Origin of the sequence: Arthrobacter sp. Leaf141 (genome assembly GCF_001424565.1) — a bacterium.
Taxonomy (GTDB): domain Bacteria; phylum Actinomycetota; class Actinomycetes; order Actinomycetales; family Micrococcaceae; genus Arthrobacter.
Window position 1 is genome coordinate 216,080 of record NZ_LMOL01000016.1, and the last position, 18,727, is coordinate 234,806.

Genomic DNA, 18,727 nt, shown 5'->3' on the forward strand with positions numbered 1-18,727 from the left:
GACACGCTAAGACGGCATAGGAAAATTTCATCAGTCTCGCATAGCCGTCAGGCCCGACCAGTCAAGACACATCCGGGCGCTCCTCAACAGAGGAGAGGGGGACGATCCTTGTACGCCGTCCAAGCCGACTGTTCGGTCTCTCATCCTGAAGTGCCCGCCAAGCGGAGTGAGCGCTCTGAGGTCCCGTGTCCCTCGCGTTTCACGTGAAACATTTGGTGAATCATTAGTACGAGCACCACCGTTCTCATCCCGATGGAGCTTCTCTCACTCGGTCGCCACGACGGGCATTCGCTTTTGAGTACTATCAAACTTGCCTTTATGACCATGCCAGAGTGGTTGCCGATGACAGCAGAGTGAATCAGCTAATCGTGGCACGCAACACTCGCGTCCTGCAGCGAATCAGAGCGACTGAATGACAACCGGTGGCTGGCCTCCCTGGTCGAAAATGGAACCTGCCAACTCGAAAGACGACCAGCCTACCGGCCATTTCCTCCGACACCCGGGCGGTGGGGCCCGCCTGGTAGTTCCGCATTCATAAGCCGCCGGCGCCCCATCAGGGGAGTGGGATGCAGCCCGCATGCACCAGCAGCCGCTGAAGGCATTCAAGGCGCTCAAACAGCCACCAAGCAGCCCAGCGCCAATCAATTTGATGCTCCGCTCATCCAGGACATCAAGGGATTGGCCTTCCGTGGAGGAGCCATCGCGTACCACGCTTCCCGGAAACAGGAAAAGGCCCCGTCCACAGACGGGGCCTTGCCAAAGAGAGTAGCTTCAAACTGTCAGTTCGCAGAACCCGGACTCAGGACATCCATGATGCGATTCAGATCCTCAACGCTGGCAAACTCAATGCTTACCTTGCCCTTACGGACACCAAGCGAAATCTTGACATTTGTGTCCAGCCGGTCCGAAAGGGATGACGCGAGATAATCCAAACGCTCATGCCTGGCACCGGGGCGGGGAATGTTGTTCTTTGCGGGCTTTGCGGGATCCTGGTGCAGGGTTACCGCCTCTTCGGTTGCCCGGACGGACATTCCCTCGGCCACAATCTTCTGCGCCAGCCGCTCCATTGCTGCCGCATCGGGAAGGGAAAGGAGGGCCCGTGCATGGCCGGCCGAAAGAACTCCAGCGGCAACCCGACGCTGTACCAGGGCCGGAAGCTTCAGCAGGCGAAGCGTATTGGACACCTGTGGCCTGGACCGGCCGATCCGGTCAGCCAACTGTTCGTGGGTAGTGCCAAAGTCCTCAAGGAGCTGCTGGTACGCTGCTGCTTCTTCCAGCGGGTTCAGCTGGCTGCGGTGCAGGTTTTCCAGCAGGGCATCCCGCAGAAGGTCATCATCGGTGGTGTCACGGATGATCGCGGGTACCGTTTCGAGGCCTGCGGCCTGTACTGCCCTCCACCGGCGCTCACCCATAACGAGCTCATAAGGCTCGCCATCGGTTTCGGTTGATTTACGCACCACAATTGGCTGGAGGACGCCGATTTCGCGGACCGAGTGGACAAGCTCTGCCATGTCGTCTTCATCGAAGACGCTGCGGGGTTGTTTGCGGTTGGGATGAATGTCCAGCACCGGGATTTCAGCGAACCGGGCACCGGGCACTTCAACAAGTTCTACCGCCGGCGCCGGACGTCCCGTCCTGGTGCCGGCAGGAACTTTGGCCGTCGTCGGAGCATCGGATGTCTTCGCAGCCGTCGCCTCCGCGTCGGAAGCTGAGACCGGAGACTTCCGCGAGCTGGAACCGGCAGCAGCCGCAGGCGCCGGCTTTTCGGGAACGGAGCCCGAAGCATCAGTTGCTTTGCCGGAAGCTGGTTTCCGGCCGGGCTTGACTGTCTCATCGCCGGTGCCGGGCGCGGCAACGGTTTCCTCGACAGGCTCAGTCTTCCGCCGCCCTTCAGGGAAAAAGAGATCCACCGGACGCGAAACGGAAGTGCTGTTGCCTGATTCGCCGGCGCCAGCCGAGCTGGGAATCAGCGCGCCAAGTCCGCGGCCTAAGCCCCGTCGCTTCTCGCTCATGGGTATGTCCCTCCAGTGGTCCGGGTTGCAGCCCGGGTCCAGTCGTTGCAGTTTCGAAAGATTCTAGCGTTCCGCGATTTCAGCAGCGGCTTCCAGGTAGGACAGTGCTCCTGTGGAGGAGGGGTCGTAAGTCATGACCGTCTGCTGGTAGCTGGGCGCTTCAGAAATCCGCACCGAGCGGGGAACAACCGCAGAGAGTACCTTCTCAGGGAAATGCTGGCGCACCTCCGCTGCCACCTGGGCGGCCAGGTTGGTGCGGCCGTCGTACATGGTCAACAGGATGGTGGATACTTCCAGATCAGCATTCAGGTGCTTCTGGATCATTTCGATGTTCTTCAGCAACTGACTCAGTCCCTCGAGGGCGTAGTACTCGCACTGGATGGGGATCAGTACCTCGCCGGCTGCACAGAAAGCGTTGACCGTCAGCAAACCCAGGCTGGGCGGGCAGTCAATAAAAATGTAGTCGAGGCGCTCTTCGCCGTTCTTCTCACGGGTCTTCGCATAAAGGTCGATGGCCCTGCGCAGCCGCTGCTCGCGGGCCACGAGTGAAACGAGTTCAATCTCTGCGCCGGCCAGGTGGATGGTGGCGGGTGCACAGATGAGGTTCTTGATGTCCGGGCACTGGGCCACAACATCCGCCAGGGCCACATCGTTGATCAGCACATCGTAGATGCTGTCGACGTCGGCGTGGTGTTCAATGCCGAGGGCTGTGGACGCATTTCCCTGCGGGTCAATGTCGATGACCAGGACATTAAGTCCGGCAGCTGCAAGGGCTGCGGCGATGTTCACGGTGGTGGTGGTTTTACCCACACCACCCTTCTGGTTGGAGACGGTGAAGATTCGTGTCTTTTCGGGGCGGGGCAAGGGACGCCCCAGAAGCTTCTCCCGGCGCTTGGTTTCATGCGCCAGTTCCTTCGCGATGGGACTTGAGTCATCCATCGCATCCATAACGTTGCTTCTACCGCCGGCGGTTGTTTCACGTGAAACGGCCGCGGTTGAAGCTGCTGCTACTACCTGTTTCGGGTGATTACCACCGCGGGCAGGGGCAGAGACTGGGCCCGCGACAGACCGCGCCGACCCCAAAGACACAAACGGGGGGATCCGTTGCGTGGAGGCTTCGCTACTGCTCAATGGGCACACTCACTCTCGTTCAGCCAATACTGCTGCCGTGGACTAGCCTATCCGCTCAACCCGGCGAACCTGGGCCGCCGGGCTCGCCTAGGCCTTCTTTTGGGACTTGTTTACAACAATGCGGACCACGGTGGTGGGTTCCGCCAGGAGGGTCTCGCCAACGGTGACCACGGAGGTGGAAACGCCGCCCAGCCTGCGGATGGTTTTCGCGGCTTTCTCGATTTCCTCACCGGCGCTGCGGCCCTTGATGGCCACCACTTCCCCTTTGCCCGCCAGCAGGGGAATGGTGAGTCCCGCCAGGTTTGTCAGCGCCGAGACAGCGCGGGCCGTCACCACGTCCGCTTCGACGTGGCCCACCGCGAGTTCGGCGCGGGTCCGCATCACCGTGACGTTGTCCAGCCCCAGGTCATCAACTACTTCCTGCAGCCAGATCACCCGGCGCTCCAAGGGTTCGATCAGCGTCAATTCGAGGTCGGGACGGGCAATCGCCAGGCAGAGTCCCGGCAGCCCGGCCCCGCTGCCGACGTCGGCCACCTGGCTTCCCTGCGCAATCTCACTTTCGATGACGGCGCAATTGAGCACATGCCGGCTCCAGAGGCGGGGTACTTCCCTCGGCCCGATAAGGCCACGTTCGGTACCCGAGGTGGCGAGGTGCTCGACATAGCGCTTCGCAAGCTCCAGCCTGTCGCCGAAGATCTTTTCAGCGGCCACGAGCTCAGCTGCCGTGATTTCAACCATGGTTAGCGGGTCAGCAATTCTCTAGTCTGCGGATACAACAATGTGGCGGCCGGCGCCTTCGCCCTCGGACTCGCTGACAAGTCCCAGATCGGCTACGGCGTCATGGACGATCTTCCGCTCGTAGGCGCTCATGGGCTCCAGGGCCACGGGCTGGCCGGTCTCCTTGACTGCTGCTGCGGCATCCTCAGCCACCTTCTGCAGGTGACCGGTCCGCTCCTGGCGGTAGCCGTTGATGTCCAGGACAAGGCGCGAGCGGCTGTCCGTCGCGGACAGCACGGCAAGCCGCGTCAGTTCCTGGAGGGCTTCCAGGACTTCGCCGTCCTCACCCACCAGGTGGTCCAGGTTATCCGTCTCTTCTTCGGCCACGATCGAGATGTACGTGCGGCCGTTCCGGACCTCAATGTCGATGTCGCCGTCAATGTCCGCAATGTCCAGCAGCTCTTCGAGGTAGTCCGCCGCGATGTCGCCTTCTTCTTCGAGGCGGCTGACGGAGGAGACCTTTGCCGGGGAGTCATCGCCGGCAACGACGTCGTCCCGGCCGTTGATGCCGTCTTCCGTAAGGGCGTGTTCGGTGCTCTCGGCTGACATTACTTCTTCTTCCTGTTCTTGCGCTGGGGCTGGACACGCTGGATCTTGGGCTCAAGGGCGGCGGCAGCAGCGGCGTCGGCCTCTTCGTCCTTTTTGCCCGTAAGGATGGACAGGGCCGGCAGGCCCTTGGCGGCGCGGCGCTCCGCCAGGGCCTTCGCTGCGGGGGAACCCGGGGTGGGCATCCGGCGGATCACAAAGAACTGCTGGGCCATGGTCCAAAGGTTGGTGGTGGTCCAGTAGATGAGGACACCGATGGGGAAGTTGATGCCACCCACGCCGAAGACCACCGGCAGGATGTACAGCATCATCTTCTGCTGCCGCATAAACGGGCTGGCCATGGCTTCTTCTGACATGTTCTTCGCCATGATCTGCTTCTGCGTGATGAACTGCGAGGCGGTCATGGCGAGGATCATCACGATGGAAAGAATCCATGTGGCCGTGACGTTGCCGCCGGCCGGTGTGCCGTGCAGCAAGGTGGCTGAGAGCGGGGCACCGAAGATGCTGGACTGGTCAAACTGAACGACCTGTTCGTGGCTCATGGCGCCAACGCCTTCGCCTTCACGGGCGTTGGTGCTGATGCCGGAAAGCACCTGGAACAGCGCGAAGAAGAACGGCATCTGGATCAGCATGGGAAGGCAGGCCGAGAACGGGTTGGTCCCGTGCTTCTTGTACATGGCCATCTGCTCCTGCGCCATGGCCTGGCGCGAGAGCTGGTCGGTTTTGCCCTTGTACTTGGTCTGCAGCTTCTTCAGGTCGGGCTGCAGGAGCTGCATTCCGCGCTGGGCCTTGATCTGTTTGACGAAAACAGGGATTAGGGCGGCACGGATCACCAGCACCAGCCCGATGATGGACAGGGTCCACGTCCACCCGTTGGCAGCGGGCAGGCCAATGATCGTCAGTCCCTCATGAAAACCCACCATGATGATGGACACGAGCCATTTGAACGGAAACATGATTGTTTCAAAGAAGTCCATACTTATCCCTATTCGTCAGGCCGCACTGCGGCCTTCTTCATCAGTCCGAGCAGCCAGGTACTTGTCCGGGTTGTTCAGCACAACAATTGTGGGGGTCCGGCCCGCAGGCCATTCCCGGCTCCCGGCGGGGACGTGGTCCACACCGCCGGCGTTCCAAGGGTGGCAGCGGCCAAGGCGCCGGGCTGCCAGCCACGTACCCTTCACGGCACCGTGGACGGTGACCGCTTCGAGGGCGTAGGCAGAACACGATGGGAAAAAACGGCAGACGGGACCGTACAAGGGGGAAATCACCTTGCGGTAGGCCATCAGCAGGAGGATGAGGATGTTGCGGGGAAGCGTCCAGATGAACTTCCCGACGGCGGCGGCCACGGAAGGGCGGACGACGGCGGTGGCGTTAGGCACGCGGTGTCCCCTCCTGTGTTGTACCGGCAGAACCGCTGGGGGCGCCTTTGAGGGCGCGGCCCGCCAGTCGGTTCAGCGTCGATTCGAGTGCAGCGTTGTAGTCCGAAAGGAGCTGGTCCCAGCTCGCCGATGCGGACGCGGGCAGCGCCCGCACCACGATGGCGAATCCGGTGCCGTGCTCGCGCAGCGAGACGGCTCCTGCTTCCCTCAGTCTCCTCTTAACGAGGTTCCTGACCACAGCGTTCCCTACACTCTTGGAAACGATGAACCCGATCCGGCTGGGTTCGTCAGCAGCTAGTGCTGCCGCATATAACACTACGTTCCGGCGTCCATTGCGGACACCGGAACGTACGGTTGTTGAAAAATCGGTCGCAGTCCTCAGGCGGTTGCGGGCGGCAAGCACCTCTAAACTCGCAGGGAAATGTCTACCGACAAGTCAGTGTTTAGGCCGACAGTTCGGTGCGGCCCTTGCCACGACGGGCTGCCAGGATGGCGCGGCCGGCACGGGTACGCATACGAAGGCGGAAGCCGTGCTTCTTGGCTCGACGGCGGTTATTCGGCTGAAAAGTCCGCTTGCTCACGTTAGTTACTCCAGTGGATCAAAGGTGCGCCCACCCGATCAGAAAAAGGGGGAAGAACTGGCCGACGCTAAGTTTTGTATGTGCACACGCTTTCCCCCTACTACCCGGACGCGTTGCGGCTGGGAGATTTCGATGGGGCTAAAAAGCGGACACAAAGGACTTCACAACGTTAGGGCCTTTTGTGCCCCGGAGTCAAACCGGGAGCCATGCCGGCGGCTATCCCCAGCTGTGGCTAACCTGCCTGCCGGGCCTGTGGATGAAGTGTCCCGGGGGCCCGTTTTTCGAACCACACCCGTGTAATTATCCACAAGCCGATTGCCAGCTATCTTCTAGGCTTTTCATCCCCTAGAGTGGCTCAGTAGCCGATTATCCACGGACTGTGCATAACCCTGTGGATACAGCTGGGCCAGCCCCCTGGATTCCGGACTGGCTGCTGGCAATGCAGGCAAAGCAAGTTTTAGGGAACCGATTGATGACAGTAGACGAATCCAACCACGCCAATACTGTCGGAAGTTCCTGGCGGCGCGTTATCACCCTGCTGGAGCAGGACCACCGCGTTTCGCCCCGCCAGCGTGGTTTCGTCATTCTGGCCCAGGCCCAAGGCCTGATCGGATCCACCCTCCTGGTGGCCGTTCCCAATGAGCTCACCCGCGAAGTTCTGCAGACCCAGGTCAAGGACGCCTTGGACGACGCCCTGCATAACGTCTTTTCCGAGGACATCCGGTGCGCCATCGACGTGGACACCGATCTGGTTCCCCTGCACGCGGAGCCCGAACCCGTCGTCGAGCCTTCCTTCACTGCCGACCAGCTGATCGAGCAGAAGCCGCAGCCCATGCTGCCCAGCACCTCCCACGAGTTCGGCCGGCTCAACCCGAAGTATGTATTTGACACTTTTGTGATCGGCTCGTCGAATCGGTTTGCCCACGCCGCTGCAGTGGCCGTCGCCGAAGCCCCTGCCAAGGCCTACAACCCGCTTTTCATCTATGGCGATTCGGGCCTGGGCAAAACACACCTGCTGCACGCGATCGGGCATTATGCCCGCCGGCTGTACAGCGGCATCCGGGTCCGGTACGTCAACTCGGAGGAATTCACCAACGACTTCATCAACTCCATCCGGGATGACGAAGGCGCCAGCTTCAAGACCACGTACCGCAATGTGGATGTGCTCCTGATCGATGACATCCAGTTCCTGGCCGGCAAGGACCGGACGCTGGAGGAGTTCTTCCACACGTTCAACTCCCTGCATAACAACAACAAGCAGGTGGTCATCACCTCGGACCTGCCGCCCAAGCAGCTGGCAGGTTTCGAAGACCGGATGAAGTCACGCTTCGAATGGGGCCTCCTGACGGACATCCAGCCCCCGGAACTGGAAACCCGCATCGCCATCCTCCGGAAGAAGGCCCTTAGCGAAGGGCTCTCCGCTCCGGACGACGCGCTGGAATACATCGCTTCCAAGATTTCCAGCAACATCCGCGAACTTGAGGGCGCCCTCATCCGGGTCACGGCCTTCGCCAGCCTGAACCGGCAGCCGGTCGATGTGGCACTCGCTGAGATGGTACTCAAGGACCTCATCACCGATGACGGGGCCCAGGAGATCACCTCGGCCCAGATCCTGCAGCAGACAGCTGAGTACTTCAAGCTCAGCATGGAAGAGCTGTGCAGCAAGTCCCGCACCCGGACCCTCGTCACGGCGCGCCAGATCGCCATGTACCTCTGCCGCGAGCTGACGGACATGTCATTGCCCAAGATCGGGCAGGAGCTCGGCGGCCGCGACCACACCACGGTGATCCACGCGGACCGGAAAATCCGTGAGCTGATGGCCGAACGCCGTGTGATCTACAACCAGGTGACAGAGCTGACCAACCGGATCAAGCAGCAGCAGCGCGACTCCTGACCGCGCTTCTCTTACCTTATTAACAGGCACATGTGGATAAGCCTGTGGATAGTTAAGGGGACAACCGCGCTTAATGGGCTTAAAACCCTTAAGCCGCCTGTGGATCAGCAAACCGGGCAAAATTCTTATCCCCATCCACACCCTGTTTAAAACCAGCTCCACCCACAATCCGTGAACAGGGCTTAACCGCTGGAACCCGCGGCCAGCAGGAGTTATCCACAGTTTCCACAGCAGTTATTAACACTACTAATCCCAAAAAATTGAAATCCCTCAAACAACAAGTTCGTTCCCAGCACTTCGACCGTCCGGACCTGGCGGCCCGAACAGCTGGGTGGGAGACCCGGGGATGGGTTAATCCCGGATCTTCCGGCTAAGCTGTCAGCAGCGCTCCCATCCTTGGGTTTTCTTGTGGTTTCCGTCTGTGCGGACCATGCACGTCCCGGATGTGGGCTCGACATTTTTTAGGACCACCCCGGGGTGGTTTCGGGTTTCCAATGCAGCAGCAATGAAAGGCGGCACCCTTCCGTGAAGTTCAGAGTCGATCGGGACGTCCTGGCAGAAGCCGTCACCTGGACAGCCCGGTCGTTGTCTCCGCGGCCACCCGTGCCCGTCCTGTCCGGCCTGCTCCTCAAGGCGGAGGCCGGCACTGTCAGTCTGTCGAGCTTCGATTACGAGACGTCAGCGCGGCTTGAAATTGCAGCGGACATCCGCGAAGAAGGCACCATCCTGGTGTCCGGACGGTTGCTGGCTGATATTTGCCGGAGCCTTCCGTCCGCGCCGGTGGATGTCGAAACGGATGGCAACAAAGTCACGCTGACCTGCCGCCGAAGCAGCTTCCACCTGGCCACCATGCCGGAGGCGGAATACCCGCCGCTGCCCGCTTTGCCCACCATCAGTGGTACGGTCCCGGGCGATGCCTTCGCCCAGGCTGTCTCGCAGGTCATTATCGCTGCGAGCAAGGATGACACCCTGCCCATCCTCACCGGCGTGCGGATGGAGATCGAGGATGACCTGATCACCCTGCTGGCCACCGACCGCTACCGGCTGGCCATGCGTGAAGTGCCGTGGAAGCCTGTCACTCCCGGCATCTCCACCAGCGCACTGGTGAAAGCGAAGACCCTGAACGAAGTTGCGAAGACGCTGGGCAACAGCGGCGACATCAACCTCGCCCTCGCCGACGACGACACCCGCCTGATCGGTTTCGAAAGCGGTGGCCGCACCACCACGTCGCTGCTGGTGGACGGCGACTACCCCAAGATCCGCTCGCTCTTCCCGGAATCGACGCCCATCCACGCGACCGTCCAGACCCAGGAGCTCGTCGAAGCAGTCCGTCGCGTGTCCCTGGTTGCCGAGCGCAACACTCCGGTCCGGCTTGCCTTCACCGAAGGGCAACTGAACCTTGATGCAGGCACCGGCGAGGACGCCCAGGCTTCCGAGGAACTTGAGGCCCAGCTTTCCGGTGAGGACATCACCGTGGCGTTCAACCCGCACTACCTGGTGGAAGGCCTGAGCGTCATTGAAACCAAGTTCGTCAGGTTCTCCTTCACCTCTGCGCCCAAGCCCGCGATGATCACCGCGCAGGCAGAGGCCGACGGCGACGACCAGGACGACTACCGCTACCTGGTTATGCCCGTCCGCCTGCCCAACTAGGCCCCATCGGATCCCAGCCGTCGCAAGCTGAGGCCGGGGCCCGCGCCGATGGGCCCCACCCACTGCACTTTGCGGTGGGCCCGGACTCCTGGTGCCAAACGACAACCCATCCCTAGCTTAGAAAAGAGTTCCACCTTGCACATTGGACTGATCGGCCTTGGCAAAATGGGTTTCAACATGCGCGAGCGGCTGCGCGTGGGTGGCATCGAGGTCACCGGTTTCGACCGTAACCCGGACGTCACCGATGTTGCCTCCGTCGAGGACCTCCTGGCAGCCGTCCCCACGCCCAGGATCATCTGGGTCATGGTTCCCTCCGGAGCCATCACCGATGCGGTCATCACCGAACTCGGGGACAAGCTTGACCAGGGCGACCTGGTCATCGACGGCGGGAATTCCCGCTTCACCGAGGACCAGAGGCATGGCGAAATTCTTGCCGCCAAAGGCATCCGGTTCGCTGACTGTGGTGTTTCCGGTGGCGTCTGGGGCCTGCAGAACGGCTACGGACTGATGGCCGGCGGCGCAGTCGAGGACATCCAACGCGCCCTGCCGGTCTTTGATGCACTCCGTCCCGAAGGCGACCGCGCGGACAGCTTCGTCCATGTTGGTGACGTCGGTGCCGGACACTACGCCAAAATGGTGCACAACGGAATCGAATACGGGCTGATGCAGGCCTACGCCGAAGGCTACGAGCTCCTCGCCGCCAAGGACATCATCACCGACCTGCCGGGAACCTTCCGGGCCTGGCAGAAGGGCACCGTGGTCCGGTCCTGGCTGCTGGACCTCATGGTCAAGGCCCTGGACGAGGACCCTGGCCTGGAAACGATCGATGACTACGTGGAGGATTCCGGCGAAGGCCGCTGGACCGTGGAGGAAGCCATCGCCAACGCCGTGCCGGCGCCGGCCATCACGGCAGCACTCTTCGCCAGGTTTGCCTCCCGCGAAGACACCTCGCCGGCCATGAAGATGGTCTCCGCACTCCGCCACCAGTTCGGCGGGCACGCCACCCGTCCAGCCAAGTAAGACCCAGCGGGGACCTCCGGGTCCCGGAATTGTCGAAGCCCGCGTGTACCTGGAACACCTTTCCCTGACCGATTTCCGCAGCTACGCGCAGGTTGACCTTGCCCTGCAACCCGGCGTCACCGTGCTGGTGGGGTCCAACGGGATCGGCAAAACCAATCTGATGGAAGCCATTGGGTACCTGGCAACCCTCAGCTCCCACCGGGTCAGCTCGGACGCCCCGCTGCTGCGGTTCGGGACCGAACGGGCCCTGGTCCGGGCCCGGCTGGTCCGCGGGGACCAAACCACCGTGCTGGAACTGGAAATCAACGCCGGCCGGGCCAACCGGGGCCGGATCAACCGGAGCAACCCGGTCCGGGCGCGGGACCTGTTGGGAATCTGCCAGACGGTCCTCTTTGCGCCCGAGGACCTGGCGTTGGTCAAGGGCGATCCGGCCAACCGGCGCCGGTTCCTCGATGAGTTGCTGGCTAGCCTCATTCCGCACCACGCCGCGACACGCAGCGACTATGACAGGGTGCTGAAACAACGCAACGCCCTGCTGAAATCCGCCCGCGCCGGCAGGTTCACGGCCGGCCACGAAGCCACCTTGGACGTTTGGGACCAGCACATGGCCGCCGCAGGAGCCGCCTTGCTGCACGCCCGGCTCGAACTCGTTGAACGCCTGCGTCCGCATCTGTCCCGCGCCTACGCGCAGCTGACGGACGAATCCAAGCCGGCCGATGCCATTTACCGTTCCTCGCTGCAGAACCAGATGGATGACGACGGCGCAACGGCTTTCGGAGTCCCAGGCCAGAACGGTCCGGCCGGGGCAGCCGGGGCCGAGGAGCTGCGGCAGCTCACCGTCGGGCAGCTCACTGAACGCTACGTGCAGGCCTTCCGGGAGTCCCGGAAGAAGGAACTTGAACGGGGGATTTCCCTGGTGGGCCCGCACCGGGACGAACTGGACCTGATCCTGGGCCAGGCCCCCGCCAAGGGCTACGCGTCCCACGGCGAAACCTGGTCCATGTGCCTGTCGCTGCGGCTGGCTTCGTATTACGTGATGCTCGATGACGCCCGGACCGGCGGCTCCGCACCTGTCCTGATCCTTGACGACGTGTTTGCCGAGCTGGACGTGCAGCGGCGGCGTAAACTTGCTGCAATAGTCGCCGGCGCCGAACAGGTCCTGGTAACTGCCGCCGTCGACGCCGACATCCCGGAAGAGCTGTCCGGCCGGCGGGTGACGGTCATCCCGGGAGGCATCGATGAGCAGGAGCAGTGAATCCGGCGGCGGGCTGCAGCCTGGCCGCGACCCGGATAACATCGACGCCCCGCAGGCTGCGCTGAACAGGATGCGCGAAGCCGCGGCCGCCCGCGGCGAAATCCGCCGGGCTGCGCCACGGGCCGGAGCCAAAAAAGCCAAAAGTGGCATCCGCGACACCCGGGGCTTCAGCCAGTTCCACTCAACGGGCCGGGATCCGCTGGGCCTGGGCAAAGTTGTGGGCAGGCTCGTCGCCGAGCGCGGCTGGACCTCCCCAGTGGCGGTGGGGTCGGTCATGGCCGAATGGGCCACCCTGGTGGGTCCCGAAATTTCGGCCCACTGCACGCCGGAGAGCTTCACCGACACCACCCTCCATGTCCGTTGCGATTCCACTGCGTGGGCTACCCAGCTTCGCCTTCTCAGCATCAGCCTGCTGGAAAAATTCCGGCGGGAGCTGGGGGACGGTGTGGTGACCAGCATCCAGGTGCTGGGCCCGTCGGCGCCGAGTTGGCGCAAGGGCGGTCGGACCGTCAACGGCCGGGGCCCCCGCGATACGTACGGGTAGGCGGCGGTGTAACTCTTGATTGTCCGCCCTGCGGCGTGTAGAGCCACCAGCGGGTCAATGGGCGTATAGGCACCCAAAGGCAGGACCGCGAGGGCGCCCAAGGCGCGATCAACGGCCGCGCAGCGCCACATCAGCCGCCAGCCACGGCTCCGGAATGCGGGGAAACGCCCTACTTCGCGGTAGAATTACGGGAGAAAACTGGGCGCGGGTGAACCTTGACTGGGTCCGGACTTCGCGCATGTCCAGAATGCGGAGTACGGACCGCACCGTCGGCAGGCCACCGCGCTATCAGTTTGTGCCTGCTGGCAGGTCCCTCCCCGGTTGGGAGCGGACCATCCGGCCATCATCGAAAACAGAGGAGTCGACACCGCCTGTGGCTAACGACAATACCGAAATCCTGGCAGTTGACCCCGAGTTCGAGGATGCCCCCACACCGGATACCCCCGCGGAAGCCGTGACACCCCGCGAGTATGGTGCCAGCGACATTACGGTCCTTGAAGGACTTGAAGCCGTCCGGAAACGGCCGGGCATGTACATTGGCTCCACCGGTCCCCGCGGCCTGCACCACCTGGTCTACGAAGTGGTGGACAACTCCGTGGATGAGGCGCTGGCCGGCTACTGCTCGCACATCGAGATTGTCCTGCAGGCCGACGGCGGCGTGAAGGTCGTTGACGACGGCCGTGGCATTCCCGTTGACATGCACCCCACCGAACACAAACCCACCGTCGAGGTGGTGATGACCATCCTGCACGCCGGCGGCAAGTTCGGTGGCGGCGGCTACGCCGTCTCCGGCGGGCTGCACGGGGTGGGTATCTCCGTGGTCAACGCGCTTTCCCATCGGGTTGACACCGAGGTCCGCCGGCAGGGCCACGTCTGGCGGATGTCCTTCGCCGACGGCGGCAAGCCGCAGGGCGGACTGGTCCAGGGCGAGGAAACCGACCGGACGGGAACCACCCAGACGTTCTACGCGGACCCGGCCATCTTCGAAAGCACGGACTTCGACTTCGAAACCCTCCGTGCCCGGTTCCAGCAGATGGCCTTCCTCAACAAGGGCCTGCGCATCACGCTCACGGACGAGCGTGCCGCCGAAACCGCGGAGCCCGACGTCGACCTTGACCTGGATGCCGTGGCCACGGAAGGCGAAGTCAGCGCCGAGCACCGCACGGTGGTCTACCAGTACGACGACGGACTGCTGGACTATGTCAAGCACCTGAACTCAGGCAAAAAGGTGGACGTGGTCCACGAGGACGTCATCGCCTTCGAAACCGAGGACAAGGAACGCCACATCGCCCTGGAAATGGCGATGCAGTGGACCAATGCGTACTCCGAGAGCGTCCACACCTACGCCAACACCATCAACACCCATGAGGGCGGCACCCACGAAGAGGGCTTCCGCGCCGCCATGACGTCCCTGATCAACCGCTATGCGCGGGAGAAGGGCATCATCAAGGAAAAAGACGACAACCTCACCGGTGATGACATCCGCGAAGGACTCACCGCCGTGATTTCGGTCAAGCTCGCCGAACCGCAGTTCGAAGGACAGACCAAAACCAAGCTGGGCAACTCCGAGGTTAAGGGCTTTGTGCAGCGCGTGGTCACGGACGGCCTGGGCGACTGGCTCGAGCGCAACCCCGGCCCTGCCCGCGACGTCATCCGCAAGGCCATCTCGGCCGCCCAGGCCCGCATGGCCGCCCGGAAGGCGAGGGACAATGCCCGCCGCAAGAGCCCGCTGGAATCGTTTGGCATGCCCGGGAAGCTGTCCGACTGCTCCTCCAAGAACCCGGAAAAGTGCGAGGTCTACATCGTGGAGGGCGACTCCGCCGGTGGCTCCGCCAAGCGCGGCCGCAACCCCGAGACCCAGGCGATCCTGCCGCTCCGCGGCAAGATCCTGAATGTTGAGCGGGCGCGCCTGGACAAGGCCCTGGGAAACGCCGAAGTGCAGTCGATGATCACGGCCTTCGGAACCGGCATCGGTGAGGACTTCGACCTCTCAAAGCTCCGGTACCACAAGATTGTCCTGATGGCCGATGCCGACGTGGACGGACAGCACATCACCACGCTGTTGATGACGCTGCTGTTCCGCTACATGCGTCCGCTGATCGAACACGGTTACGTGTACCTGGCCCAGCCGCCGCTGTACAGGATCAAGTGGTCCAATGCGGCCCACGACTACGTCTACAGCGACCGGGAACGCGACGCCAAGCTGGTGTCCGGACAGGCTGCCGGCCGCCGGATCCCGAAAGACAATGGAATCCAGCGCTACAAGGGCCTTGGTGAGATGGACTACACCGAGCTTTGGGACACCACCATGGACCCGGATAACCGCACCTTGCTGCAGGTGACCATGGACGACGCCCTTGCGGCGGATCAGATCTTCTCAGTCCTGATGGGCGAGGACGTGGAATCACGCCGAAACTTCATCCAGCAGAACGCCAAGGACGTCAGGTTCCTGGATATCTAGGGCAAACCCCCTTACATATCCTCGACCCGACATATACCTGAAACGGAAAATATAAGATGAGCGACGAAACACCCGAGAACCCGGCCGCCGACGCCGGCACTCCGGATACCGTTCCCGCAGGCGACCTTGTGCTGGTGGACCGTGTGGAGCAGGTGGACCTGCAGACGGAAATGCAGCGCTCCTACCTGGATTACGCCATGGCCGTCATTGTGGGCCGCGCGCTGCCTGACGTCCGGGACGGCCTGAAGCCCGTCCACCGTCGTGTGCTGTACGCCATGTTCGACGGCGGCTACCGGCCGGAGCGTTCCTTTAACAAGTGCGCCCGCGTGGTGGGCGAAGTCATGGGCCAGTACCACCCCCACGGCGACACCGCGATCTACGATGCCCTGGTCCGCCTGATCCAGGACTGGACCATGCGCTACCCGCTGGCCCTGGGCCAGGGAAACTTCGGTTCGCCCGGCAACGACGGCGCCGCTGCACCCCGGTACACCGAAACGAAGATGGCCCATTTGGCCATGGAAATGGTTCGGGACATCGACGAGGAAACCGTCGACTTCCAGGACAACTACGACGGCAAGAACCAGGAACCCACCATCCTGCCGGCGCGGTTCCCCAACCTCCTGGTCAACGGTTCCTCCGGCATCGCCGTGGGTATGGCCACGAACATTCCGCCGCACAACCTCCGAGAGGTTGCCGACGGCGTCCAGTGGTACCTCGCCAACCCCGGAGCCAGCCGCGAAGAGCTCCTCGAAGAGCTCCTGCTGCGGGTCAAGGGACCCGATTTCCCCACCGGTGCCACGATCCTGGGCCACAAGGGCATCGAGGACGCCTACCGGACCGGCCGCGGTTCCGTCACCATGCGTGCCGTGGTCAACGTCGAGGAGCTCCAGGGCCGCACGTGCCTGGTGGTCACCGAACTGCCCTACCAGGCCAACCCGGACAACCTGGCCATCAAGATTGCCGAACTGGTCAAAGACGGCAAGATCTCCGGCATCGCGGACCTCCGCGATGAAACGTCGGGCCGCACCGGCCAGCGCCTGGTCATTGTGCTCAAACGTGACGCCGTGGCCAAGGTGGTCCTGAACAACCTTTACAAGCACACGGAGCTGCAGAGCAACTTCTCCGCCAACATGCTGGCGATTGTTGACGGCGTTCCGCGGACTTTGAGCCTGGATGCCTTCATCCGGCACTGGGTCACCCACCAGATGGACGTCATCGCACGCCGCACCCGGTACCGCCTGCGCAAGGCCGAAGAGGAAGCACACATCCTCCGCGCGCTGCTGAAGGCCCTGGACATGCTGGACGAGGTCATTGCCCTCATCCGCGCGTCCAACACCACCGAAGCGGCCCGCGACGGCCTGATGGAACTCCTGGATATCGACGAACTGCAGGCCCGGGCCATCCTGGACATGCAGCTGCGCCGCCTCGCCGCCCTGGAACGCCAGAAGATCCAGGACCGGCACTCCGAACTCGAAGCCCTGATCGCCGAGTACAACTCGATTCTGGCCTCCGAGGAGCGCCAGCGCGAAATCATCAGCACCGAACTCGCGGAAATCGTGAACAAGCACGGCGATGACCGGCGGACCCGGATCCTGATGGGCTTCGACGGCGACATGTCCATGGAAGACCTCATCCCCGAAGAGGAGATGGTGGTCACCATCACCCGCGGCGGCTACGTCAAGCGGACCCGCAGCGACAACTACCGCTCCCAGCAGCGCGGCGGCAAGGGCATCAAGGGCGCGCAGCTGCGCGGCGACGACGTGGTGGAACACTTCTTCGTCACCACCACCCACCATTGGCTGCTGTTCTTCACCAACCTGGGCCGGGTCTACCGGGCCAAGGCCTATGAACTGGTGGAGGCGGGCCGCGACGCCAAGGGCCAGCACGTGGCCAACCTGATGGCCTTCCAGCCGGACGAACACATCGCGCAGGTCCTTGACCTCCGCGACTACCAACAGGCGCCCTACCTGGTGCTCGCCACCAAGCGGGGCCTGGTCAAAAAGACCCGGCTTGAGGACTATGACACCAACCGGTCCGCCGGCGTCATCGCCATCAACCTGCGGGACAACGACGAACTGGTCTCGGCCCAGCTCGTGTCCGAGACCGACGACCTCCTGCTGGTGTCGCGCAAGGGCCAGTCGATCCGCTTCACCGCCACCGAGGATGCCCTGCGTCCCATGGGACGCGCCACCTCCGGCGTGACCGGCATGAAGTTCCGCGAAGAGGATGAACTGCTGGCCGCCAACGTCATCACCGACGGTTCGTTCGTTTTCATCGTGACCGAGGGCGGCTACGCCAAGCGGACCGCCGTCGAGGAATACCGCCTGCAGGGCCGTGGCGGCCTGGGCATCAAGGTGGCCAAGCTGGCGGAGGAACGCGGCGACCTGGTAGGTGCCCTGATCGTCCAGGAAGAGGATGAGGTCCTGGTGGTCATGGAAGGCGGCAAGGTGGTCCGCTCCTCCGTTTCAGGAGTCCCGGCCAAGGGCCGCGACACCATGGGTGTCATCTTCGCCAAACCGGACAAGAACGACCGGATCATCGAAGTGGCGCGCAACAGCGAACGTGGTCTCGAGGGCGAGGAATCGCCGGAGGATGACGTAACGTTGGCTGAAGATGGCGGGCCCGCCGGGGACGTCGCCGCGCAAGCATTGGCAGAAGAAGCACCGGCCGTTGAGTCTGAAGACTCCTCCGGCGACGAGCCGAACGAAGACAACACGGAGGTAACGAGTGAGTAATTCCGACTCATTTCCCAAGCCGAGCAGTTCTGCTCCCGATGGAAACCGGCCTTCGTCGGCTCCGCGGGTGAACGCCCCCCTCCGCCCGCAGCAGCGGCCGGCGGCTCCGGCGTCGGCCCCGGGCCAACGCCCGCAGGGCGCCCCGGGTGGCGGCGGCCAGCAGCGCCCCCAGCAGCCGTCCGGGCAGGGCCAGCGGCCTTCACCGGGTGCCGGCCAGCGGCCCGCATCCGCAGGGCAGGGCCAGGGTAATCCCGGGCTGGTCAAGCCCGCTCCCAAGGCCAAAGTCCGCCGGGCCAGGCTCCTGGTCAGCAAGGTGGATCCCTGGTCCGTCCTGAAGATGGCGTTCCTGCTGTCCGTTGCCTTGGGAATTGTCACGGTGGTGGCAGCGATCGTGCTGTGGACCGTCCTGGACCTCACGGGCATCTTCGACCAGGTGGACAGCCTGCTGGGCACCCTGGCCGGGTCCGAAGGCGGCGGCTTCGAGCTGAAGAAGGTGGCTTCGCTGGGGCAGGTGGCGTCCTTTGCCACCATCATCGCCGTCGTCAACGTTGTGCTGCTGACAGCCCTGTCGATGCTGTCGGCCATTCTGTACAACATCTCCGCCACTTTGGTGGGCGGCATCGGCGTGACCCTTACCGACGACTAAAACCCCCCTTTGCGCCGGTCCCGGGCCGGCGCAAAGACCCGATTTGGGATCGGGCCGGGATGTGCTGTACAGTCATATCTCGGCCCGATGAGGCAT

At 63.1% G+C, this 18,727-nt stretch carries 16 protein-coding genes; 8 read left to right on the plus strand and 8 right to left on the minus strand.

Annotation, left to right across the window (positions count from 1 at the left end; translation table 11 throughout):
- Positions 1-779: 779 nt before the first annotated feature.
- The 8 genes from ASF72_RS12740 to rpmH all read right to left on the minus strand — a co-directional run bounded on the left by ASF72_RS12740 (position 780) and on the right by rpmH (position 6,426).
- Positions 780-2,012 (minus strand): ParB/RepB/Spo0J family partition protein, encoded by a 1,233-nt coding sequence (locus ASF72_RS12740; RefSeq protein WP_056599386.1) that lies wholly within the window; start codon positions 2,010-2,012, stop codon positions 780-782.
- Between the two features lie 63 nt (positions 2,013-2,075).
- A complete protein-coding gene (locus tag ASF72_RS12745; protein WP_231686010.1) occupies positions 2,076-3,143 on the minus strand; it encodes a ParA family protein in 1,068 nt (355 codons plus the stop codon).
- Between the two features lie 87 nt (positions 3,144-3,230).
- A complete protein-coding gene (gene rsmG, locus ASF72_RS12750) occupies positions 3,231-3,881 on the minus strand; it encodes a 16S rRNA (guanine(527)-N(7))-methyltransferase RsmG (protein WP_056599388.1) in 651 nt (216 codons plus the stop codon).
- 21 nt (positions 3,882-3,902) lie between these two features.
- Complete coding sequence (locus tag ASF72_RS12755) at positions 3,903-4,469, minus strand: Jag family protein (protein ID WP_050684547.1); 567 nt, start codon at positions 4,467-4,469, stop codon at positions 3,903-3,905.
- The gene (gene yidC / locus ASF72_RS12760) at positions 4,469-5,443 is read right to left on the minus strand and encodes a membrane protein insertase YidC (protein WP_056599391.1); all 975 of its coding nucleotides are present in this window, start codon (positions 5,441-5,443) and stop codon (positions 4,469-4,471) included. Before yidC ends, ASF72_RS12755 begins: the two co-directional genes overlap by 1 nt.
- 15 nt (positions 5,444-5,458) lie before the next feature.
- On the minus strand, positions 5,459-5,845 hold the full coding sequence (yidD, locus tag ASF72_RS12765; RefSeq protein WP_050684549.1) for a membrane protein insertion efficiency factor YidD: 387 nt from the start codon (positions 5,843-5,845) through the stop codon (positions 5,459-5,461).
- Positions 5,838-6,248: a ribonuclease P protein component gene (rnpA, locus tag ASF72_RS12770; RefSeq protein WP_056599394.1), complete on the minus strand. Its 411-nt coding sequence runs from the start codon at positions 6,246-6,248 to the stop codon at positions 5,838-5,840. Before rnpA ends, yidD begins: the two co-directional genes overlap by 8 nt.
- Before the next feature lie 40 nt (positions 6,249-6,288).
- Entirely contained in the window at positions 6,289-6,426 is a 138-nt protein-coding gene (gene rpmH, locus ASF72_RS20075; protein ID WP_003800212.1) for a 50S ribosomal protein L34, read from the minus strand.
- Positions 6,427-6,898: 472 nt separating this feature from the next.
- Between rpmH and dnaA the strand changes: the two genes are divergently transcribed.
- The 8 genes from dnaA to ASF72_RS12810 all read left to right on the plus strand — a co-directional run bounded on the left by dnaA (position 6,899) and on the right by ASF72_RS12810 (position 18,631).
- Complete coding sequence (gene dnaA / locus ASF72_RS12775; protein WP_050684551.1) at positions 6,899-8,320, plus strand: chromosomal replication initiator protein DnaA; 1,422 nt, start codon at positions 6,899-6,901, stop codon at positions 8,318-8,320.
- A gap of 525 nt (positions 8,321-8,845) precedes the next feature.
- Positions 8,846-9,970, plus strand: a complete 1,125-nt coding sequence (gene dnaN, locus ASF72_RS12780) for a DNA polymerase III subunit beta (protein WP_050684552.1) — start codon at positions 8,846-8,848, stop codon at positions 9,968-9,970.
- A gap of 135 nt (positions 9,971-10,105) precedes the next feature.
- Positions 10,106-10,990 carry a phosphogluconate dehydrogenase (NAD(+)-dependent, decarboxylating) gene (gene gnd / locus ASF72_RS12785; protein ID WP_050684553.1) on the plus strand — a complete coding sequence of 295 codons (885 nt, stop codon included), beginning with the start codon at positions 10,106-10,108 and terminating at the stop codon, positions 10,988-10,990.
- A 43-nt stretch (positions 10,991-11,033) separates the two neighbouring features.
- A complete protein-coding gene (recF, locus tag ASF72_RS12790; RefSeq protein WP_056599397.1) occupies positions 11,034-12,245 on the plus strand; it encodes a DNA replication/repair protein RecF in 1,212 nt (403 codons plus the stop codon).
- On the plus strand, positions 12,229-12,789 hold the full coding sequence (locus ASF72_RS12795) for a DUF721 domain-containing protein (protein WP_050684555.1): 561 nt from the start codon (positions 12,229-12,231) through the stop codon (positions 12,787-12,789). Before recF ends, ASF72_RS12795 begins: the two co-directional genes overlap by 17 nt.
- Positions 12,790-13,162: 373 nt before the next feature.
- Complete coding sequence (gene gyrB / locus ASF72_RS12800; protein WP_056599400.1) at positions 13,163-15,250, plus strand: DNA topoisomerase (ATP-hydrolyzing) subunit B; 2,088 nt, start codon at positions 13,163-13,165, stop codon at positions 15,248-15,250.
- Positions 15,251-15,306: 56 nt separating this feature from the next.
- A complete protein-coding gene (gyrA, locus tag ASF72_RS12805) occupies positions 15,307-17,985 on the plus strand; it encodes a DNA gyrase subunit A (protein WP_050684557.1) in 2,679 nt (892 codons plus the stop codon).
- Complete coding sequence (locus ASF72_RS12810) at positions 17,978-18,631, plus strand: DUF3566 domain-containing protein (RefSeq protein ID WP_056599403.1); 654 nt, start codon at positions 17,978-17,980, stop codon at positions 18,629-18,631. Before gyrA ends, ASF72_RS12810 begins: the two co-directional genes overlap by 8 nt.
- The last annotated feature ends 96 nt before the right edge of the window (positions 18,632-18,727 follow it).